The organism is Flavobacterium sp. GT3P67 (assembly GCF_004349155.1).
GTDB lineage: Bacteria > Bacteroidota > Bacteroidia > Flavobacteriales > Flavobacteriaceae > Flavobacterium > Flavobacterium ranwuense.
In genome coordinates, this window is record NZ_SMLF01000001.1 from 44,778 (window position 1) to 65,650 (window position 20,873).

Here is a 20,873-nt window from a genome sequence, read left to right on the forward strand (position 1 = left end):
TTTGTTTAGGCACCAATAAGCTCTTTGTATGATTCACTAGATAATAAATCATCTACTTCTGCCATATTTGCAATTTTTATTTTGATCATCCATCCAGCTCCATAAGGATCAGAATTAACACTTTCCGGAGTACTTTCAAGAGCGTCGTTGAAAGCAATAATTTCACCTGCTAATGGAAGAAACAAATCAGAAACAGTTTTAACTGCTTCCACTGTACCGAAAACCTCATCTTTGTCTAAAGTCTGGTCTAAAGTTTCAACTTCAACATAAACGATATCTCCTAATTCTTTTTGTGCAAAATCAGTGATTCCTACAGTTGCAGTATCGCCATCAATACTAATCCATTCGTGATCTTTAGTGTACTTTAAATTTACTGGTATGTTCATATAAATTGTAATTGATAATTATTTATTGATAATTTAATTTTATGGCACAAATGTAATAATCTTCTATTCAAAAATTGTTCAGTTTTAGAAAAATTAATTCCCAAAATTATAACGAAGTGTGATTCCGGAACGAACATTTGTCAACGGAAAAGAAGTTGATATTACTGCTTTCGAAAAAGAGTGGTCATAATAGAAAATAGCCGTTAGATTTTTGCTGAAAGAGTAATCTGCTTTGACCGTCAAAGACCATATATTCTGCCCTCCTGCCAATTGATTGTTGTCATAGTCCAAATATCTAACAATCGTCTGATTGTTTCTATAGGTTACATCCGCTTTCAAATTGATATCACTTTTTATTATTCCTGTTGGATTATCGGCCAATCTGGAAGAGAAAATCACGTCTTTGAAACGATAACCCAATCCTACAACATATTCTATTCCTTTAACTTCTGTCAACAAATTATTATCAAAACTCATTGACAATGCTCTGTCTTTTTTGATTTCGGCCAATACTTTTAATGAACTTTTCAATTCAAAATCCATTCTCAACAATGGATTAAATTGTTCTACCAAGTTAATATTTGACATTATGGTTTGATTGAAAAAGTTACCACTCGCATCCACTCCATCTGGGTCTTTGTCATATTCAAAATTTGATCTAAACGCATTTATCGTATAAGAAGCTCTGTAATTATGCTGCAAAGAAAAACGTTTGAAATTCTTTTTAAACAGTCCATAACGCATCAAACCATTGTATTTTATTGACCAGTTTGGAATTGGGAAGTTTCTAAAAATTCCAAGAGAAACATCCGAAGCATTTCCTCCCGAATAAGCCGCTAAAAATGCAGGCAACAAGACAGCTTGATTGTTTTTTCCATACCCTAACGGAAATCCATCTGGGTCCAGATTAACTGGATTATTAATGTCAATTCCTCGTTGGGTAGCTAATCGATTTGCAACGGTAAGTCTGTTAATTCTAAAATCATCAAATGCAACCGATGAATTTTCATCACTAGTCGAAAATGAAGTTTTTATCAACACCGTAGAAATTGAAAAAATACCTGTATTATATGGAGATCTAGGATTATAAATACCATCTGTAACATCATACTGTTCTGAGAAATTTTCGGAATAAGCGCGGTCTAATGTCAGATCAATTTTTAAATCCGGCAATAAATCTACATTTGCCGTAGCTTTAAATAATTTATTGGTTACTTGAGAAAAATTTTGGTTAAAATCAGGATAGTTAGTTAACCAACCATTTTTGGCAGCTTCATATCGCACATCATCCTGGCTTCCAAAAATAAATCCTAACGACGGTCTTGACGAACCAAGAAACCCTATACTTGGTGTATATCCTGGTAAAACCGTACCGCTGTTATAAGTGTAATTCATTTGAATATTTTTAATACTGGTCAAAACACCTATAAAACCATCTACGAATTCATTGTTTTTTGGAACTTGATTAGCATTTGTATTTACTATTTTTTCACCTGGTTTTGGGGCTGTCGTTTTAGGTTTTGGGACTGTTTTATTTGTGTTTATTGTCAGCCCTAAATATTTATACAACGTATCCATATTGAAAGTTGCATTCAAATTGTTTGAACTCGCATTTTGAATGGTGTTCCCTAAATTATAACTGTTCCCTTCAATTTCTATTTGAGACAATGCATTAGAAGTACGTTGCCAGCTGTAGTCTCCCGTATAAGTATAATTGGCTTTGACAAAACTAAATAATGGAATTTTATTTATTGGAATTTCATAATTCACAACTAATTGTTGCATGTGTTGATTTGGATCTCCAATATCCCAATAACTGTCCCAGATTGTAAAAGTGTCTATAGGCTCATTGTCTTCATTCAAATAATTTTTTACAATATTACCGGATGAAGCCGTATAATTTAATTTCAAAGATTTAGTCAAATTATAATTAAATCCATATTGATAATTGAAAGCAAAATTTCTTCGATACAAAGGATCCAGCCCAATTCCTTCCACATCTACCTGTCTAAATTGTTGACGGTTGTACTGTCTGATGATATTGCTATTGAACGATATATTAGAAGGCAAATAATTAAAATTGAAATCGCTTAACAATTTCCAATAATTACTTTTTTTCATGAATTTTGTATTCTTAAAAGGCTCTACTGATTTTGGTTTAAAAGTATAAGCATAGTCCACCGATGTATTTACCTGTTGGTCTACATAATCTTCAATTTCAAAATCATGTCTTTCTACTTCATTAAAAGATTGGGAAAAAGTAAAGTTCTCCGGATCATACACACGCTGTTTTTGTTCTGGACTTCGGTCTTTCCTAACCCCAATGAAGTTTATGCTTTTACGTTTTGTATAATCAATAGCTCTTTTTTCGATATTGTCTTTTTCGTTCTGATCAGCCGTGTTATCAAGCAATTGTTTTAGCTTTATGTCTTGATTAAAAGGATCGTATTCCGGAGTTATGGTTTCTTCGCCAATAGCATAATTGAAAGGCAGATTAATTTGCCATTTTGGAGGCAATAATTTACCAAGATTTACATTAGTCACAATACTATACTGTTCAGTGTCCTCACGGTTTCTTTCGTTTGGCCCTTGTTCCAAAGTACCAAAACCAATAGTGCTCTTTTTACCTGAAGCAGAAACTGTAGCAAAATCAGCTAAATTTGTATCTACATTCAATACAGCAGCCATTCCGCCTTGATTATCCATATCAGCTAAGCGAAGTTCATTAAACCAAACTTCTCCTTTGATATCATTTCGGGATTCGTTGTTTTTTAGACCAACCATCAGCGTTCGCACTAATCCAAAATTAGGATTTCCTTTTATACCCAATCGCAATCTATCACTTCCGTCGCCTGTTGGATTTGCTGGATCATTATCCGGATAATAAATACCATCTAAGGGCAATGTACTCGGATTGATACTCATTGCAAGAATCTTCAATTTTGTTAATAAAGCCAATGACAAATCTATCTCATTCTCCTCAGGCCAAACTTCCTCAGCGCTCAAAGGAGAACAATCTGTATTTGAAGCAGAAGATGGACTCGTCACTTTTAAAGGAATTTCAATTTGATAGAAATTTTGAGTAAAGTCATTTCCAAAACGGATGAATCCAACCATTTGATTGTCTTGAAGCACAATTTCATTTGGCAATGATTCAGCATGTAAAAACATTTTCAGTTTCTTGAATTGACGCATGTCAATACTTACATTTTTAAAAACTGCTCTTGAATCTTCTGGTTCTAATCCATTCCCAGATACTCTCAACGCCAACGACTGCTCATTTTGATTGATAACAGTGTTGTTGTTGTATAATTGTTCCCGTTGTACTCCTGGAGGAACAATATAATTTATTGGACATCTCTCATTATTTTCCTGAACATTAACCGCTAAAACATCTAGATTAGTATCATCATCAGCAACATTAGTGTCATTAAAATCAAGCGTATTGGTATATCTTCTCCATTCTCCTCGCACTAAATCAAGTGCACCAAAACGAACCGTTACTTCTTCACTAAAACCTGTCATAAACATTCTCATGAAGCGTATGGATCTAAAATCAGAAATATTTCCTATCGTGTTTTCAGGTTGTGAAACCGGTATTTTAAACTGCAACCATCTCGCTTCTGTAATCGAACCATCCGGTAAAGTCACTTGCGTATTTCTTATATCAGTAATATAATTTTGTCCCACATTCATGTTTGGCTGAATATCGATACTATATTCGTAATAGGCATTGATCGTGTTCATGGTATTATCCCTGTTGATATCCTCCACATCCGGAACAGTTGTCGATCCTCTGTTTGGATCATTAATATCAACTACTGAGTTTCCATCAGTGCCATTATACATTTTATATCGGTCTAAAATTCCTCCTGAAGCATTCAAATAAAACGTATAGTCATCTGCTGCTGGGTCTAACTCCGAAGCGAAATTTGTATATACAGCTCCTTCATTGGCATCAGCCAAACCATCCAGACCAATATCCTGATTTGTTCTATTTGCTGCATTAGTATCAAAAGCATAAATTAAAGATTGAGAAGCTGGAACATCTCCCCATAGCGGTCGAGGGTTTACCAATATCTGATCTGGTCCAAGCCCATTTTCATATTGTTTTCTTCCATCTTTCAAAACATCTTCGGATATTTCCCCTAAATTGAAATAAATTTTTCCCGTATTAGATTGCGGTACCTGACCATTTCCTACATAAGGATCTAATACCCAAAACTGGATATATTCAACATTTCCTTGTTCGAAATTAGTCGAATTTAACGATCGCATAATTCCTCCAAAATTATCTCTTGGATTTGCAGCCGAATTTAAACTGTTATTATACGGACCTCTATCTGAAGGATAATAACTTAAATCTAATGTATTCACGACTTGTGACTGACCTTGTGCAATATCTGTCAAAGGATACAATTCCTCACTAAAAATTCTTCTGGTATTGTTGAACGACAAATCTTCATTTGAAATTCCTGTTGGCTTTTGAGTATAGAATATAGGATCTATTGAATACCACGCTAATTTGGCTCTTTTAAATCCATAACTTAAATCATTGGCGCTCGCATTGAAATCATACGTGCTCGTGGTATTTCTTTCCGGTGTTGATGCCAGACTCCAAGCATACGGAGAACGCATATCAATAGTGGATTGAGAACCCTCGAAATCATCTACATAAATAGTAGACTCACCCTGAAATTGGTCTGCTTTTGGAGTATCTGGTTTCAAAAAAGCAATTTCACCTCTTACGGAAAGATTAGAAGGTACATCAGTATCTACATTTGGCAATTTGTTTACCAATCGTGTCAAGAAAGGAACTTCAGTTGAAAAATTAGAATTGAATCCAAAAATAGTATTGTTAACTGATTCCTGACCAAAGCTGGATTTTTGAGTAAATGGTCTTTCAGTCATCTTAAGAAAAGTTCCGCCAATCAAGAAATTATCTGAAATTTTGTGTTCCACATTTACGCCCATAAACCTTCTGGTCTGTAAACCAAAAACTGAATTGTTTTCCAGTGACACTTCGATAGGTGTATTTGAAGCTTGAAGTGACGGATCTAAAATCTGCACTCTTCCTAATTGATAATTTACACTATAATCAATTCCTTCAACTAAAACTCTACCAGCTGCGGTCACCACAACAGAACCTTGCGGCACATTTAAAGCACCAATTGGTATCCCGTCTCCCCCAGATGATTTATATTTCCCTCTTAATAAAAATTTATTTTTATCACTGTCCTGTAAAGCTCCAGATTGTGTATTTCGGTACATACTACGAAACACATACTTCTTTTGATTTTCATTATAAGAACTAGTATTGTTATAATTTTCACCAGAACCTGTATTTGATAATTTAGAAAACAGCAGTTCCCCAAATGGTTCTTTGGTAGTAAAAATAATTCTTCCGTATTGAGCATCCATCGTTAAGCCCGGCAAAAAATCAAAAAAACCATCACCTCCAGCTTGAGGATCATTGTTATAATTTAATTTATCCAAGTTAAATACTTTTAACAAAGGCGTTTCGGCAACTTCATTTTGAGGCAACGGATTCGGTGGAAAAGGACTTCCCGGAACTTCAGTAATATAATTTAAGGGTGAAGGATCCGTATAAAGAATGTTAAATCTAAAATCTTCTTGTTTTACTTGATAAGCACCTGGAATCTGATAGATGTTTTTCATCATCAGGTTCCAAACTGGATTTTTAACATTGGTCAAATTACTTTTCAACATTTTCAAAATCAAACTTTGAGAAATAATGGCTTGATTTGAAGGGCTGTCCCCTGTGACTACTGTCGCATCTACTCCATCATTTCCAAATTCACCCACTTGATACACTTGATCTCCAATTGTATATTGATAGGCAACTGCCAAAACTTCGTCATTAGCCAATCTCTGTTGTAATGAAATATAACCTAATTGTGGGTTATAGGTATATTCATTTGGATTTAACTTTCGAGCGTTTTCTAATTTTGAATAATCCTGTCCTTCGCTTACAGTGACATTAAAACCTGAGTTTGATGTTACGATTTCACGAATATTTGGATTCAATAAACCACCACCGACTTGTATTAATTCAGGATTATATGCATTGTTTTTATTATCTGTTGGAGTATCCGGTCCTGCAATAAAAAATGGAGGACTGGAAGGAATAGGATCTAAAACAACCACTTCATTATCCGCTAAACCATTTAATTGCGCTTCCCCTAAATCCTGAAGTGCAATAATATTTCTGAGGTTATTATTGGTAACTACTACTCTATTTTGTTTGTTGGTTACCCAAATTTCCAGTCGGGTAATTTGAACTCTACTGTCTATAAAAGGGTAATTTACTAATGATTTATCGTATCTGTTTCTAAAATATTGGGATAAGAAAAAGTGTCTGTCATTATCATAGTCCAATGCAAACATATCAAAATCTTGAATTGTCCCTCCTCCTTGAGCAATTAAACTTTTCGTTTGTGATTTTTGCTCTGAAAAAACTCCGGTAATAGTCGTTTTTCCAAATTGCAATTGTGTTTTTACACCAAATAAACTTTGCGCTCCTCGAATCAAAGAACTATTCAAGGGCATACTCACATTTCCTACTTCGATTTTTTGGATAATATCGTCTTCCGAAGGTGCATATTCCAACTTCATTAAGTTTTGAAAAGCAAATGTTGATTGCGTATCGTAATTAGCATTTACATTAAGTCGAGTTCCTACTTTACCCATCAAACTCATACTTATTCTTTGATCAAAATCGAAAGAAAGATTCGATCTGTTTCTAGGAGAAAAAGAGGGGTTATCTTGTTTGGTATACCGCATTCCTAAATCCATTTCTATAGATCCCGTCGGTTTTACATCAATGGTATTACTTCCAAAAATAGATTCAAAAAGCCCGGATTTCACATAATATCTTGGCAATAAATCTTTTTTACCTTCCTCACTGCCTTCTTTTTTACCTTCAATAGCATCCACCTTTTTTTTGAAATAATCACGCATTGATTCCTTTAAAACCAATTTTTCATATTCTTTCGGCGTCAATATAATAGGATAATTGATAGAGAATCCATCAACAGAATTAGTGTAAATATACCTATCTGTAATAGGGTCATAGGTATAGGCTGAGAGAATACTCTTTGGGTTTTTCAGCTGAACTTTCCCAATAGAAAATCCAGTTTTAGCGGTATCCTGAGCTGCTTGATTTACTTGGGCTTGCGATGCAAAACCACAGAATAATACAAGCAAAAAAATACAAATTTTATGCATATAACTCGTGTTACTTGAATACCTCTATAAGTTTTTTAAAGCTTTCTTGATGATTGACTCCACAGAAGCCTCTGGGTCATCTTTGACAATCTTTTCTACAACCCTTTCTGAAGATTTTCGTAAAAACCCCAAAACTTCCAAAGCTGATAACGCCTCATCTCGATTTGTATTGCTTTGCGACATAGAAACTTCATCTAAATCATACAATTTTAATACCTTATCTTTCAAATCCAGTATTACTCGTTGCGCTGTTTTACTCCCTATCCCTTTTATAGATTGAATGGTTACCACATCACCTGATGCAATTGCATTGGTAATTTGTTTTGGGTCTAATGAAGAAAGCATTGTTCTTGCTATACTCGCTCCTATTCCAGAGACTGATAATAGCATTTTGAAAATCTCTCTTTCTGACTTTTCCACAAAACCAAAAAGTGTATGCGCATCCTCTTTTATTTGAAGATGCGTATATACTTTTATAAAATCCGTATTTGGAAGCAAAGAATATGTATGTAAAGAAATATTTACATGATAACCAACTCCTCCACAATCAATAATTATTTGCGTGGGCGATTTCTCTACTAATTTTCCTTGTAAATGTGCTATCATTAATTATATAAATATATCACCAAATATAATAAAATTAGCACATTATTTTATTATATTTAGCAATTAAACTGCTCTTAAAGTTTAAAGATTATTAAACTAAATTAAATTTACTTTTTTCTTCCCTTTCTCCTGAGCATCTATCACCGCAATTGCCGCCATGTTGACCATTTCCTCTACACTTGCACCTAATTGAAATATATGAACTGGTTTTCCCATTCCTAACATAATAGGTCCTATTGAGTCTACCTTATTCAATTCTTTCAATAATTTATAGGTAATGTTTGCCGATTCCAGATTAGGAAAAATTAAAGTATTTACTTTCTTCCCTGCTAACTTAGAAAAAGGGAATTTTTCTTTTAACATTTCAGGGTTCAATGCAAAATCCGCCTGAAGTTCTCCATCAATAATCATCTCAGGATGATTTTTATGCAAATAAGCAACAGCTTCTCTCACTTTTGAAGCGCTTTCATTCGTTGAAGACCCAAAATTCGAGTAGGATATCATCGCAATTACCGGCTCTACTCCAAACATTCTAGCTGTTTTTGCAGTCATAATGGCAATTTTAGCCAAATCATCTGCAGATGGATTGATGTTTATAGCAGTATCCGACAAAAACATTGGCCCACGAGCCGTCATCATCATATTTGTAGTGGCAACTAGAGAAGCGCCAGGTGCTTTTTCGATAAGCTGTAATATAGGTTTAACTACCGATGGATAACTTCTGGAATATCCCGTTACTAATGCATCCGCTTCTCCTTCATTGACCATCATGGCCGCGAAATAGTTTCTTTCACGCATTAACTTCTGAGCATCCAATAATGAAATCCCTCTTCTTTGTCTGGATGTCCAATACGTTGTGGCAAACTTATTTCTTCTGGCTTCCTCTTCTTTAATTTTTGGATCTATAATCGGTACATCAGCATAAAAACCTAGTTCTTCTTTTAATTCTAAAATAGTTTCTTTGTTTCCTAGTAAAATAGGAAAACCTATCCCTTCTTCTAATACAATTTGTGCTGCTTTAAGAACATCTAAATGATCCGCCTCAGCAAAAACAATTTTTTTAGGATCCATTTTAGCTCTATTAGCTATCAATCGAACCATTTTATTATCATTCCCTAAACGATCTAAAAGCTCTTCTTTGTACTTTTCCCAATCGGTTATAGGGTTTAATGCTACTCCGGAATCCATAGCTGCTTTTGCAACAGCTGGCGCAACAACAGTTATCAATCTAGGATCGAACGGAGAAGGAATAATATATTCTTTTCCAAAAACCAATTTAGTGGCTCCGTAAGCAATATTCACTTGTTCCGGAACCGATTCTTTTGCTAATGCAGCAAGCGCTCTTACAGCCGCCATTTTCATCTCCTCATTTATTTTGGTAGCACGAACATCTAATGCGCCTCTAAAAATATAGGGAAATCCAAGAACATTATTTACTTGATTAGGAAAGTCAGAACGGCCTGTTGCCATTATAATATCCTTACGTGTGGCAACAGCAAGGTTATAATCTATTTCCGGATCTGGATTTGCCATCGCAAAAACGATGGGATTTTCGGCCATTCCAAGCAACATTTTTGGAGTCATGATATCACCTGATGACAATCCTAAAAAAAGATCTGCCCCCACTAATGCTTCTTCAAGACTTATCGGTTTTATGTCTTGGGCATATTTTTGTTGTAAAACGGATAGTGACGGATTGTCTTTTGTCAAAACACCTTTACTATTAAACATCAAAATATTTTCTAATTTCACACCCAATAAAACATATAAATTAGCACAAGCAAGCGCCGCAGAACCTGCTCCTGAAACGACCATTTTTACATCTTCCGCTTTTTTACCTGCTAATTCCAAAGCATTCAACAATGCCGCCGATGATATGATAGCAGTACCGTGCTGATCATCGTGCATTACAGGAATATTCAATTCTTCAACCAATCGTCTTTCAATTTCAAAAGACTCAGGTGCTTTAATATCTTCCAAATTAATACCCCCAAAAGTTGGCGCTATATTTTTAACCGTTTGGATGAATTCTTCAATATCTTTTGTTCCAATTTCGATGTCAAATACATCAATATCAGCAAAAATTTTAAACAACAACCCTTTCCCTTCCATTACTGGCTTAGAGGCTTCGGGACCAATGTCACCCAATCCTAAAACGGCAGTTCCGTTTGTGATTACAGCCACTAAGTTTCCTTTTGCTGTATATTTATAAACGTTGTTTACGTCTTTTGCAATTTCTAAACACGGCTCAGCGACACCCGGGGAATACGCCAAAGATAAATCTCTTTGTGTTGCATATTTCTTTGTAGGAACTACTTGAATTTTACCAGGAGTTGGCTTTGCGTGGTATAATAATGCTTCTCTTCTTTTGCTATTTTTGTCCATTGTTTTTAGATTTTATTCTAGTTCACAAAGATATAAGACTTGCTTTAAAAAGGAAGCTTTTATACTAATGTTTTATAAAAAATCAGGCTTGCCCTAATGATCCAAATAAAAATAGCTGCAAAATTTGCAGCTATTTTTATTTGTTGGACAATTTAACTTTTATTGTGTAATGTAAGAGTTTAAATGCTGAATGGTATCTTTTTGCAATTCGATAATCGCTTTTACTACGTCACTGATGGAGATAATCCCAATTACGACATTATCTTCCAGTACAGGCAAATGCCTCACCCGTTTTGTACTCATCAACTCCATACAATAATCTAAATTATCCGATGGACTTACTGTCACTACATCTGTTTCCATGATTTCATGCACAAAGGCTTTCTTTGATGACTTAGCTTTCAGAACAATTTTTCGAGCATAATCTCTTTCAGACAAAACTCCTTTCAAAACGGTATCCTCAATGATAAGAATAGCTCCGATGTTTTTCTCGCTCATCACTGTCAATGCTTCGTATACAGTGTTAGTGGAAAGTATGGAATAAACTCCCTTCCCCTTGGTGCTTAAAATTTGATTAACAGTCATAATAGATTCATTTAGTGAATTATAAAGTTAAAAAAAATATGCATTCAAACAACAAAAATATATTTTTTCAGCACTAAAATAAATCATCAGGTGAAATCAACTCTGCCAATTTAGCTTTTAATTTGGCATCCAAAATTTGCAATCCATATTGATACGATGCATTTACCCAACCAAACCCTTCCTTGGCGATGTAATCAAATTCAGTTCCTACATTACCATATTCCGCAAAAACTTTGTGTGAACTGATTTCTAAATCAAATTTTTCAGGAATAGTTCCGTTGTATTCTACCGCATTTTTGGTTATTAACCACAACCATCTGTAGACCATTTCTTGAGCCTTATCAAAGAATTTGTAGTTAATCAGACCCTCCCACAATAATATTTGATGCGGCGCCCAACCAAATGGATAATCCCATTGTCGTTGCGGAGCATCACTTGAAACATGCGCCACACTAGACTTAGTACTTCCTGTAATACCTCCGGTTTTTATAAATTGTGGTAAAGCAATTTCTATTAATTTTTTAGCTTGATGTTCATTGCACAACCCCGCCCATAAAGGAAAAAATGTAGTTGCTGCTTCAAATGGAAATTGTCTTTTATTTACAAAATCATAATCAAAATACATGCTTAATTCTTCATTCCAACACAATTCATCAATTTTTTCTTTTCTAAAAAGCGCTTTTTGTTCCCATTCTTCGGAAGTATATACCACAGCTCCACTTTGGAAAGCATTACTGAAATACTCCTTTATCAAATAAGCAATGTCCTTTTCATATTTATAAAGAAAACTATTGATGTCTACCGAGTTCAAATTTGCACATGTATTTATAAGTCTATCGGTTGTATCGTGACCGCTTTCTCTCAAGCTACGGTCATGAACGAAATATGTATCAAGTTCAGCATCAACAAGAGTTCTGTTTAAATATTGTTTTTCAAACTCTCGAATTGGTAAATTATATTTTTTAGCATAGGGCTCTAAAACATCATCAAAATGTCCCGGTTCCACTTCAAAAGGCATCCCCACTCCATCTGCTTTGTATCGGTTTAAACCTGTTGGTGTCAATCGTTTTCCTTGAACCATCCAAACCGTATTATACTCCAAAACAACTGTTTCTAGATGACTTCTCAACCATTCTAAACTTGGTGTTTTCTTTTTTACAATTTCGATTATCAGCGAAGAATACAATGGTGGCTGCGTTCTTGTCAAATAATAACTTCTGTTTGCATTTAGAATCTTACCGTAATGTATGATTTGGTATTTAAAATTTTCGGCAATGGACATCGCTTTTTCCAGTTGATTGTCTATAATTAAACCAACACCAATAAAATAACTATCCCAGCCATACATCTCATTAAATCTTCCTCCGGGAACTACAAAAGGCACTCCATGTAAACTGTCTGTTTTTTGCTCTAAAGCTAAAGCCAAAATACCTGGCTTTGTATTTAATGTATCTACATATTCCATCGAAAAATTTTCCGGCAAAATACCTACTTTAAAATTCTGAAGTTCTTTTTCCAATTCCTGAAAATAGACAACACCTTGCTTGTCTTTTGCAGAGACATAAAGTGTAGGAACTTCATTAGTCGTTTTTTCATCTTTAAGAATTTGATTTAACCCTTTTCTATCGATAGTTCTGGTCAATTCATTCCAATAATCTTCTCTAATTTTCCTCGAAATTCGTTCAACTGGATTCTCTTGAATACGGCTCAAATCTACCTCCCCTTTAGCGACTTTATTTTCTTTTAACAAAGCCAATTCCTGAAGTAAATTTGACAAATGATACGTTCCCTCAATAACAATTTCTCTTTTTGTATTTTCATCAACTAAAACAAACTTTTTAAGCCCATTATCATCTTTAGTGATTTTTTTATCTTTATCTGTATCTTCCTGAAGTAATAATTCATGGAATACTTTGTCTATATTGAGTAAGAGTTTCATTTTTTTGAAGTTAGTTTTTTTAGAATATAGAAAGAAACAAGCAATAATGACATTGGAATTAATGTGTAATAAAATGCAGTTTCAGGACCTTCATTTTTAAACAAATAGCCCATAACTCTAGAACCCAATGTTCCCCCAAGAGCAGAAAAAACAACAATTAAACCGGTCATGGAACTGTGTGATTTTTTTGGCAAAGCACTCAAAACTACTGAATTTAATAGCGGGTAAATGGGTGCAATAAAAAGTCCAACTAACGGGAAAGCAAATCCTATTAGTGGAATATCGCCAAGCGAATTGATTTTTTTTACATCCAATCCAACCGTTTTAGGAAGCACAAAAATTACAATAAGCATAGCCGCTACGATACAAAAACTGAGTACCCAAATCCAATTGATTCTTTTAGTAATCACCCCGGCTAGAAGTCGGCCAACGGCCAATGAGATAGCCAAAATACTCGCCATCATTATGCTGATATTCTCCGGAAGATGTAACACTTTACTATTGAAAGTAGGCAACCAAGACATAATTCCCTGTTCAATCATAACAAAAAAGAAAGCACTGATTACGAAAATTATTGTTAGCAGTTTAGCCAATAATTTAAACATTTCTTTAAAATCATCCGCTAAGTCAACTCCGGGAATTTCGGTTTGGTTTTCGAATTTGGTAAAAAACAAAAAACCAAATGACACTACTGAAATTCCAGCTAACAGCCAATATACATTTAACCAAGAATCAGGATTTGTTTCTGAATTGAAAGCGGGAAATAAAAAGTAAGCCAACGCAATTCCTATCATAAAAACACCTTCAATACTACTCATCAAACTATTGTGTTCCTGCTCATTTTTTGTAACTGTTCCAATTAGGGAATAAACGGAGACTTTTATTAAAGCAAAAGAAACACCAACTGTAGCAAAAAGCAATTTTGCGGTATCAAACGAATTACCAAAATACATGTTTACACAAGCTATTGACACCAATGCTAATCCAATAAGCATGGCTCTTTTATATCCTATTCTTGGCAAAAATGACGCTATCAAAAAGGAAACTATCGCAATAGGCATATCCTTGAATGCTTCTAGAATACTGGCTTGCACTTCATCCACCCCATAATTTGCTTGCGATTTTAGTATAACAATCCCAACACTATTTAATAATATTGCAAACACAAAATAATTGAGATACATCGCAATTTTGACAGCATTTTTTTTCATATTTTATTTTTTTAATCATTTGGACAATTCCGATTTTAAACCCCTTCCAGAGTCACTATCTTTATTTTGATATTTTGACACCCCTAATTTCTTGATTACAGTATGAAATTTAAAAACTCATAGTGGTTGTTATACCGTTTACCGAATGGTCAATTGTAAAACGATTGGTTTCAAGGTTTGCCTTTAGGTGCGCAACTGTAGTGCCATTTACCCATTTAATATCTATAATAGCGTCAACGGCATCATTTATTTCTACATGACCTGAAAAAGCATTTGAAGTATTTCTTAAGTGCATAATTTCTAGCTGCTTATTTACAACTTCCGTTTTGAGCCCCCGCTCAATATCAGACATTGTCAATGTGGTACGATTAATTTCTTTATGTCCGGCACTACCTCCACTATCTGCAGCCTCATAATTGTTTTTACCTGCAAAAATATCTAAATACCAAACCTGCGGTATTCCTGGCATAAACATTTGAATGACTCTTGCTAAAAGCAACTTTTGTTCATCTTCACCTAGTGCACTAAAAAAGGTAGCATTTATTTGATAATAAGAAATTTTATTCCCTGAAGGATCGTAAAGATTCTTTACACGACCACCACGTTCCATGATTTTATTCATGATACTTTCAATCTCGGTATCTTCTAACAATCCTTTATTATAAACGCCATTTACCTCTTTGCCTTTCAAATCCAGAACAGGTATTCCATCATGGCAACCAAGCATGTTTACAGTTTTATATCCTTTAGCAATAATTTCCTTAGCCCAACTCAACAAGGCTTTACTGGTTTTATTTTCGATAGTATGTATCGTTAAACCCGGCAAGAAAAAGTCATAGATATAATATCCTTCATTGGCTACCTCATCATGTAAATGCAAACCATATTCTGCATGAATTTCTGGCAATAGCATCAAATTATTTTGTTGTGCTATTTTCTTGATACGCTCTAAATATTCCCAAGTCCCCGGTTTATTAAAAAAATTGGATTCCCCTACTTGTTTATGCAAATAGGCAAAAGCATCTAATCGAAGGATATTACAACCATAACCATTTAACTTCTTTAGTGTCTCCTCATAAAAATCCCATACTAAAGGCGATTCAGCATTGACATCCATTTGTCCTAAATAGGAACGCTTTTGTTCTACAATTTGTAAAATTTCTGATTTTAAAGGAGTACAATTTTCAAAATCAATGGTCGTGAAATCTTGATTATCATTAATTGCTGTGTTAATTACGGCAACAATAAATAGGCTTTGCTTTTCTGTCAGTCCTTTTACATTTTTTAAATCTGCTGCAGCAATCGGATTGTAGGTGATTTGCTGATAAAAAGTATTCCAATAAGGCTGTTCTGTGCCATCCGGAAAACGCACTTTCAAGATAGGCAAACCCGACTTTCTCATGAACAATTTATTGAGAAACTCTGGTTCTGGAATTACAATTCCATCTTGATTTTTTACCCCGTTTCCCTCCCAGAACTCATTCCAATTGATAAAAAAATCTTTAAATTTAGATTCATTACCGTGTTGCAGCATGTCTTTGAACTGAGGAGAAGCTACAGAAAGATGATTTAACACAATATCAAATTTCAGTTTTATCTGGAGCTCATCCAAGTCCTTTAAATCTTTTGTGTCAATTAAATCCTTATTTATATCATAATCAATAATAGAAAAACCTCTATCTAAATCACTATTAAAAAAAGTAGGCAAAACGTATAGTAAAGAAAATACATCTTTAAACTCACCCATTTTAAGCATAGCTATGGTATCACTAAATTTTTCTCCAACACTATCTGGATAAATATTGAGCATTACGCCATTACTGATTTTTGTATTATTTTGTTGCATCATATTTTATAAAAGTTTAGAAAGGATATTGATGCTATCCGGTAATCGCCCCACATTTTGCAGTTTTAAAGCGGCTAATTTTAAAGCGATATCCAAACATTCATTAATTGATTTTCCTTTTATATAAGCAAATAAAAATCCAGACCAAAAAGCATCACCTGCACCAGTGGAGTCCATAACTTTGTCAATTTTTATTGCTGGCATTTGTATTACTTCTTTCCCTTTTTGAGATAATTTCACTCCTTTGCTACCTAAAGTTAAGCAAACAGTATCTACTCCTTGATGGTGAAAAAAATCAAATATCTCTTCATGAGGTAGTTCCTTCTCAAAAAGACGCAGCATATCATCTTCACTAATTTTTATTAACGGATTGAATTGACAATAGGTTTTGATTACTTTAAAAGCCTTCTTTTGACTTTTCCAAAGTTTTCTTGCATAGTTAAGATCGATACTTAGCTTACATCCTAAATCGTGTGCTTCTTGTGCTTTCTTTAAGATGGTTTTCTGTGCAGGATTTTTACTTAATGCGAAACAGGTGGTATGAAATATCTTTGTACGAGATAGTATTTCCCTTGAAATTTGTTCTTCATCAATACAACAATCTGCTGAACGATACGGAATAAAATCCGGGGTACCCTCGGATCTTGAAACAAAAATCACACTAGTAGATTTATTCTCCAGAACCTTAAGATGGTTTGTATTCACTCCCACACTCGTTAATCGTTCCGTAATATAGGACCCAAAACCATCGTCTCCTACAGTTGCAACCATAATAGTATTCAAACCCAATCGCGTTGAATTCATAGCAACATTAGTAGGTGAACCTCCTAAATACCTATGATAATCTCTAGTTTCATTAATAAGTACTCCTTCTTGATGTCCAATAAAATCTACAAGAACTTCACCAACACAAAGGATGTCTATTTCATCCATATTATTATTTATTGTATTATTCACTTAATTTTGTCTTTTTTATTTTAATTAATAAGGTGCAGAAAGCAGCAATCACTAACAGTACTCCTGCAAAACTTATTGCTAATCGAGGGTCATTATGTAAGAAGTTTTTTAAAATATAACCAAATGACAGGTTTTGAATAATCATTGGGATCACAATCATCATATTGATAATACCCATGTAGACGCCATAGCGCTCTTTTGAAATAACAGCAACAACCATCAAGTAAGGAATTCCCATCATACTTGCCCAGGCAATTCCGTAACCAATAATTACTGCAAAAAATACATATTGATTTTGCACCATTGGAAAACATAAAAGAGAAACCGCTCCTAATAACAGACAGACGAAATGAATCATCTTAGCACCATGCTTTTTGGCTAATTTGGCCAAATAGAAGGCTATTGAAAAAGTAACAATAAATCCAAATGCACCAATCAACCCATTCCATTCCACTGCTTTTTCATATCCTACTGTATTCTTTGGCGTTACATTCCAAACGGACAAAGCAATACTTTTTGAATTGTTTTGCCAATAACACATCATGGCATACCATTGAAACAAATAGACCAAAAATAGTTGCCACATAACCGTTGGCATTTCTAAAACCGCTCTATAAATATCTATAAAAGGAGAAAAAACATTTAATGGTTCCGCTTTTAAAATTGCTAATTCTGCTTCAGTTGGTGGAATTTCTGTTGTTTTTTTCATACTCCACCAAATGGAAGTTACCGAAAGAACTGCGCCTAAAAAAAACGAAGCATAAATCCAAGTTGGTAATGCTCCTGTATAACCCACAAAAACAAGTGGAAATAGAAAAAGAGAAATATAGGCCAGAAACTGTCCAAAACCAGTAAAAAAACTTTGAGCCTGAAAACCTATTGGCTGCTGTTCTTCGTCTAGCGTGTCAGCAATAAAAGCACGATATGGTTCCATAGCGGTATTGTTACCAACATCTAAAATCCAAAGCAAACCTGCAGCCATCCATAATGAACTACTAAATGGGAACAGAAATAAAGCAATACTACAAACTATTGCTCCAATAAAAAAGTAAGGTTTACGCTTTCCCCATCTTGGATGCCAAGTTTTATCACTCATCGCTCCAATTATGGGTTGAATTAACAATCCAGTTAAGGGTCCTGCAAGATTTAATATAGGAATTTGATCTGGACTTGCATGCAAAAAATCATAAATAGGATTTACGGCACTTTGCTGTAAGCCGAAGCTATACTGTATCCCAAAAAAACCAACATTCATATTGATTATCTGCCAAAATTTTAATTTTACTTTTAAGCTCATTCTGGGTGGTTAATTCGTTAATTATTTCTAAAATTAATTTTAATATTACCAATTGTATACAGAATATAAACAAAAACGTTTTCGGAAGACCCGAAAACGTTTTCGATAAATTTAAAACTGCAAAAAAAAACATCTTTTTATTCTGAAGCAAAAGGGATGATTATTTTAGTTTCCCATTGTAGCTCTTCTCCTCCATTAAAAGGATTTGAAAGAAAATGTTCTAATGGTTTATTCTCTAATTTATAATCCTTCTTCTTGGCATAATCCAACAACGCAAACCAAGCTCTGTCAGAAGTTCTGAAATTCCCGTAATAAGTAGCTTTCAATCCTTTGATGGCTGATAATTTCTTGAATTTCACAACTTCATTTTCAATAACTTTTGTGTTTTTATCAATTGGAAAACAATAATTAAAATCGATGGTCTCTTTATCTAAATCCCATTTTGTAATTTCTACATACGGTTTTCCAATAATTTCTATTTTGTTTTTCAATAGAAATCCGGTAATGCTCGCATCATTTGCAATCATATGTTGTGCTTTTTCCTGTAAAACACTTTTTAAATTGATGTATGCTACAAATGTTTCTTCTGAAGAACCTTTCCCATCAATTTTGACTTTAAAATTTTTCAAATGATCGCTTAATCCTTGCTTAAAATCAGTTATTTTTCTGATTTGTTCTTGTTTAAATTCAGTATTAAAAAATGGTACCGTTAGTTTATTGTACAAACTGCGATTCAGATCTCTGATTCCAACGCTAACAGTTGTCACTGAGTCATTAGTTGATTTAATGCTCCAAGTATATTCCATTTGAACATTTCCTTTTTTCATCTCTTGTTTGATAAAGTCAAAGTTTCTCTTTTCCAAAATGACATAATGTTCTTTATCTTTTAACAATTGAGCCGCTGTCCATTCCTGAATTCCCTGGAAAACGGTTCCTGTGGCTGTTTTTACTTTAAACGATATACAATAATCTGTTTCCTTTATGAACAGGTACCAAACTAAAAGCAACGCTAAAAAAGCACTGAAACCTATTATAATTTTTTTTTTGACTGTCATTACTTTTTAATCATCTTTAATTTTACAACAATAAAATCTCCTATATTCTCGCCAAGCGTAATCCCGTTTACAATTGCGGCTTTATAATGAATTCCTCCATAAAGACGGCTCATCGCCGCTTCTTTGGCGGCAGCATCAAAAGAGGCAAATTTCCTTTTTGGCAATCCAAATTGCAATTCAGTATCATCGGTGTAGGCAAAATTATCACCAAAAACAGATGTCAAAATAGAAGAAGAGCACATTGAAACCACGGAATGCCCACTTGTGTATTCGGGAAAAGGAGGCGTCTGCAACAAAGGTTTCCAGTTTTCATCAATATTCTGATTGATTACTGTTTCCGGACGCACCACATTGCTCTTAAACTTTTCATCCCAACAGCTGATAAATCCTTCAAAAATCCCTATTGAAGTTTTGGTATAAGCAAAAACTGTTTTAGCAAAATCTGCTTTCGATTTTTTGCTTGCAATTTTCACAATTCCCATCCAGTGCCCTCCAGGGGTAATCTTCTTTTTTGCAAACATCATGTGCCCCTGACTTACGGAAACATACGGATTACAATCCCAAAATTGAGCAATTTTAATTTCCTCTGAATTATCTCCTTTTTTAACCATCTCTTTACTGATATCATACACTTCTTGTACTTCTTTAAAAAAAGGTGATTTTTTATCTAAAGAAAAAGGGAATGCCGGTATGGGTTTAAACTGTGATGCCGAGTCAAGAACCATCGTTCTGATTTCGCCCCAATGCGGTTCTATGGCATCCATATAGGCTGGCGGAGTAGGCTGCCATCTTCCAGGTTCACTGGCATGCACAGAAAATTTAGACATGGTTCGGGTTTGTTTGTAATTGTCTTTTCCCATCCATTTCTTGATTCGCTCAGCCACCTTTAGTCCGTATTCTTTAGAAACCTCAAACTCTTCTTCATTTTCATCGCTCCATTTTTGATACAAACTATCTCTAAACGTCTCCACTATTTCTTCTGAAAAAACCAATTGTTTGCTTAATTCCATATGCGCAATCAGCGCTGCTACTGGTTGATTTACGCCTATTTTAGGATCTAACTTTGGTATAGAATCCAATCCATTCAATTGCTTTTGAAGACTCACATAGATTTTGCTGTTTTGTGCCATAACTTCATAAGCCGCTATATTTGGATAGACAAAAATTCTACTGGCAACGGGTGGCGAAAAAATATCATGAATCATAATTTGAGTCACATTATCTATTGCCGCATGATAATCATCTGTAGTAACTACGATAGACTTATTCTTATTACACGAAATAAAAAGAAGGCAAATCAGCGCAATACTTATAATTTTCGTTTTCATTTTTAATTAATTTGTATGTTATTTTTAATC

Annotated in this window: 12 protein-coding genes; all 12 read right to left on the reverse strand. The window is 34.3% G+C overall.

The features are described from left to right. Positions 1–5: 5 nt before the first annotated feature. Positions 6–386 carry a glycine cleavage system protein GcvH gene (gene gcvH, locus E0H99_RS00240; protein WP_131990260.1) on the reverse strand — a complete coding sequence of 127 codons (381 nt, stop codon included), beginning with the start codon at positions 384–386 and terminating at the stop codon, positions 6–8. Between the two features lie 93 nt (positions 387–479). Further along, entirely contained in the window at positions 480–7,634 is a 7,155-nt protein-coding gene (sprA, locus tag E0H99_RS00245; protein ID WP_131990261.1) for a cell surface protein SprA, read from the reverse strand. A 24-nt stretch (positions 7,635–7,658) separates the two neighbouring features. Next, the gene (gene ruvA / locus E0H99_RS00250) at positions 7,659–8,240 is read right to left on the reverse strand and encodes a Holliday junction branch migration protein RuvA (RefSeq protein ID WP_131990262.1); all 582 of its coding nucleotides are present in this window, start codon (positions 8,238–8,240) and stop codon (positions 7,659–7,661) included. Between the two features lie 96 nt (positions 8,241–8,336). Further along, positions 8,337–10,625, reverse strand: a complete 2,289-nt coding sequence (locus tag E0H99_RS00255) for an NADP-dependent malic enzyme (protein WP_131990263.1) — start codon at positions 10,623–10,625, stop codon at positions 8,337–8,339. A 159-nt stretch (positions 10,626–10,784) separates the two neighbouring features. Then, positions 10,785–11,210 carry a CBS domain-containing protein gene (locus E0H99_RS00260; RefSeq protein WP_131990264.1) on the reverse strand — a complete coding sequence of 142 codons (426 nt, stop codon included), beginning with the start codon at positions 11,208–11,210 and terminating at the stop codon, positions 10,785–10,787. Positions 11,211–11,283: 73 nt separating this feature from the next. Then, positions 11,284–13,149 (reverse strand): trehalase family glycosidase, encoded by a 1,866-nt coding sequence (locus E0H99_RS00265; protein ID WP_131990265.1) that lies wholly within the window; start codon positions 13,147–13,149, stop codon positions 11,284–11,286. Beyond that, a complete protein-coding gene (locus tag E0H99_RS00270; protein WP_131990266.1) occupies positions 13,146–14,360 on the reverse strand; it encodes an MFS transporter in 1,215 nt (404 codons plus the stop codon). Before E0H99_RS00270 ends, E0H99_RS00265 begins: the two co-directional genes overlap by 4 nt. Positions 14,361–14,469: 109 nt before the next feature. After that, a complete protein-coding gene (locus E0H99_RS00275) occupies positions 14,470–16,209 on the reverse strand; it encodes a glycosidase (protein WP_131990267.1) in 1,740 nt (579 codons plus the stop codon). 3 nt (positions 16,210–16,212) lie between these two features. Next, the gene (locus E0H99_RS00280; RefSeq protein WP_131991579.1) at positions 16,213–17,139 is read right to left on the reverse strand and encodes a carbohydrate kinase family protein; all 927 of its coding nucleotides are present in this window, start codon (positions 17,137–17,139) and stop codon (positions 16,213–16,215) included. A gap of 16 nt (positions 17,140–17,155) precedes the next feature. Continuing rightward, positions 17,156–18,460 carry an MFS transporter gene (locus tag E0H99_RS00285; RefSeq protein ID WP_131990268.1) on the reverse strand — a complete coding sequence of 435 codons (1,305 nt, stop codon included), beginning with the start codon at positions 18,458–18,460 and terminating at the stop codon, positions 17,156–17,158. A gap of 137 nt (positions 18,461–18,597) precedes the next feature. Continuing rightward, positions 18,598–19,515 (reverse strand): hypothetical protein, encoded by a 918-nt coding sequence (locus E0H99_RS00290; RefSeq protein ID WP_131990269.1) that lies wholly within the window; start codon positions 19,513–19,515, stop codon positions 18,598–18,600. Continuing rightward, positions 19,515–20,843, reverse strand: coding sequence for a vanadium-dependent haloperoxidase (locus tag E0H99_RS00295; RefSeq protein ID WP_131990270.1), 1,329 nt, complete (start codon positions 20,841–20,843; stop codon positions 19,515–19,517). Before E0H99_RS00295 ends, E0H99_RS00290 begins: the two co-directional genes overlap by 1 nt. Positions 20,844–20,873 lie beyond the last annotated feature (30 nt).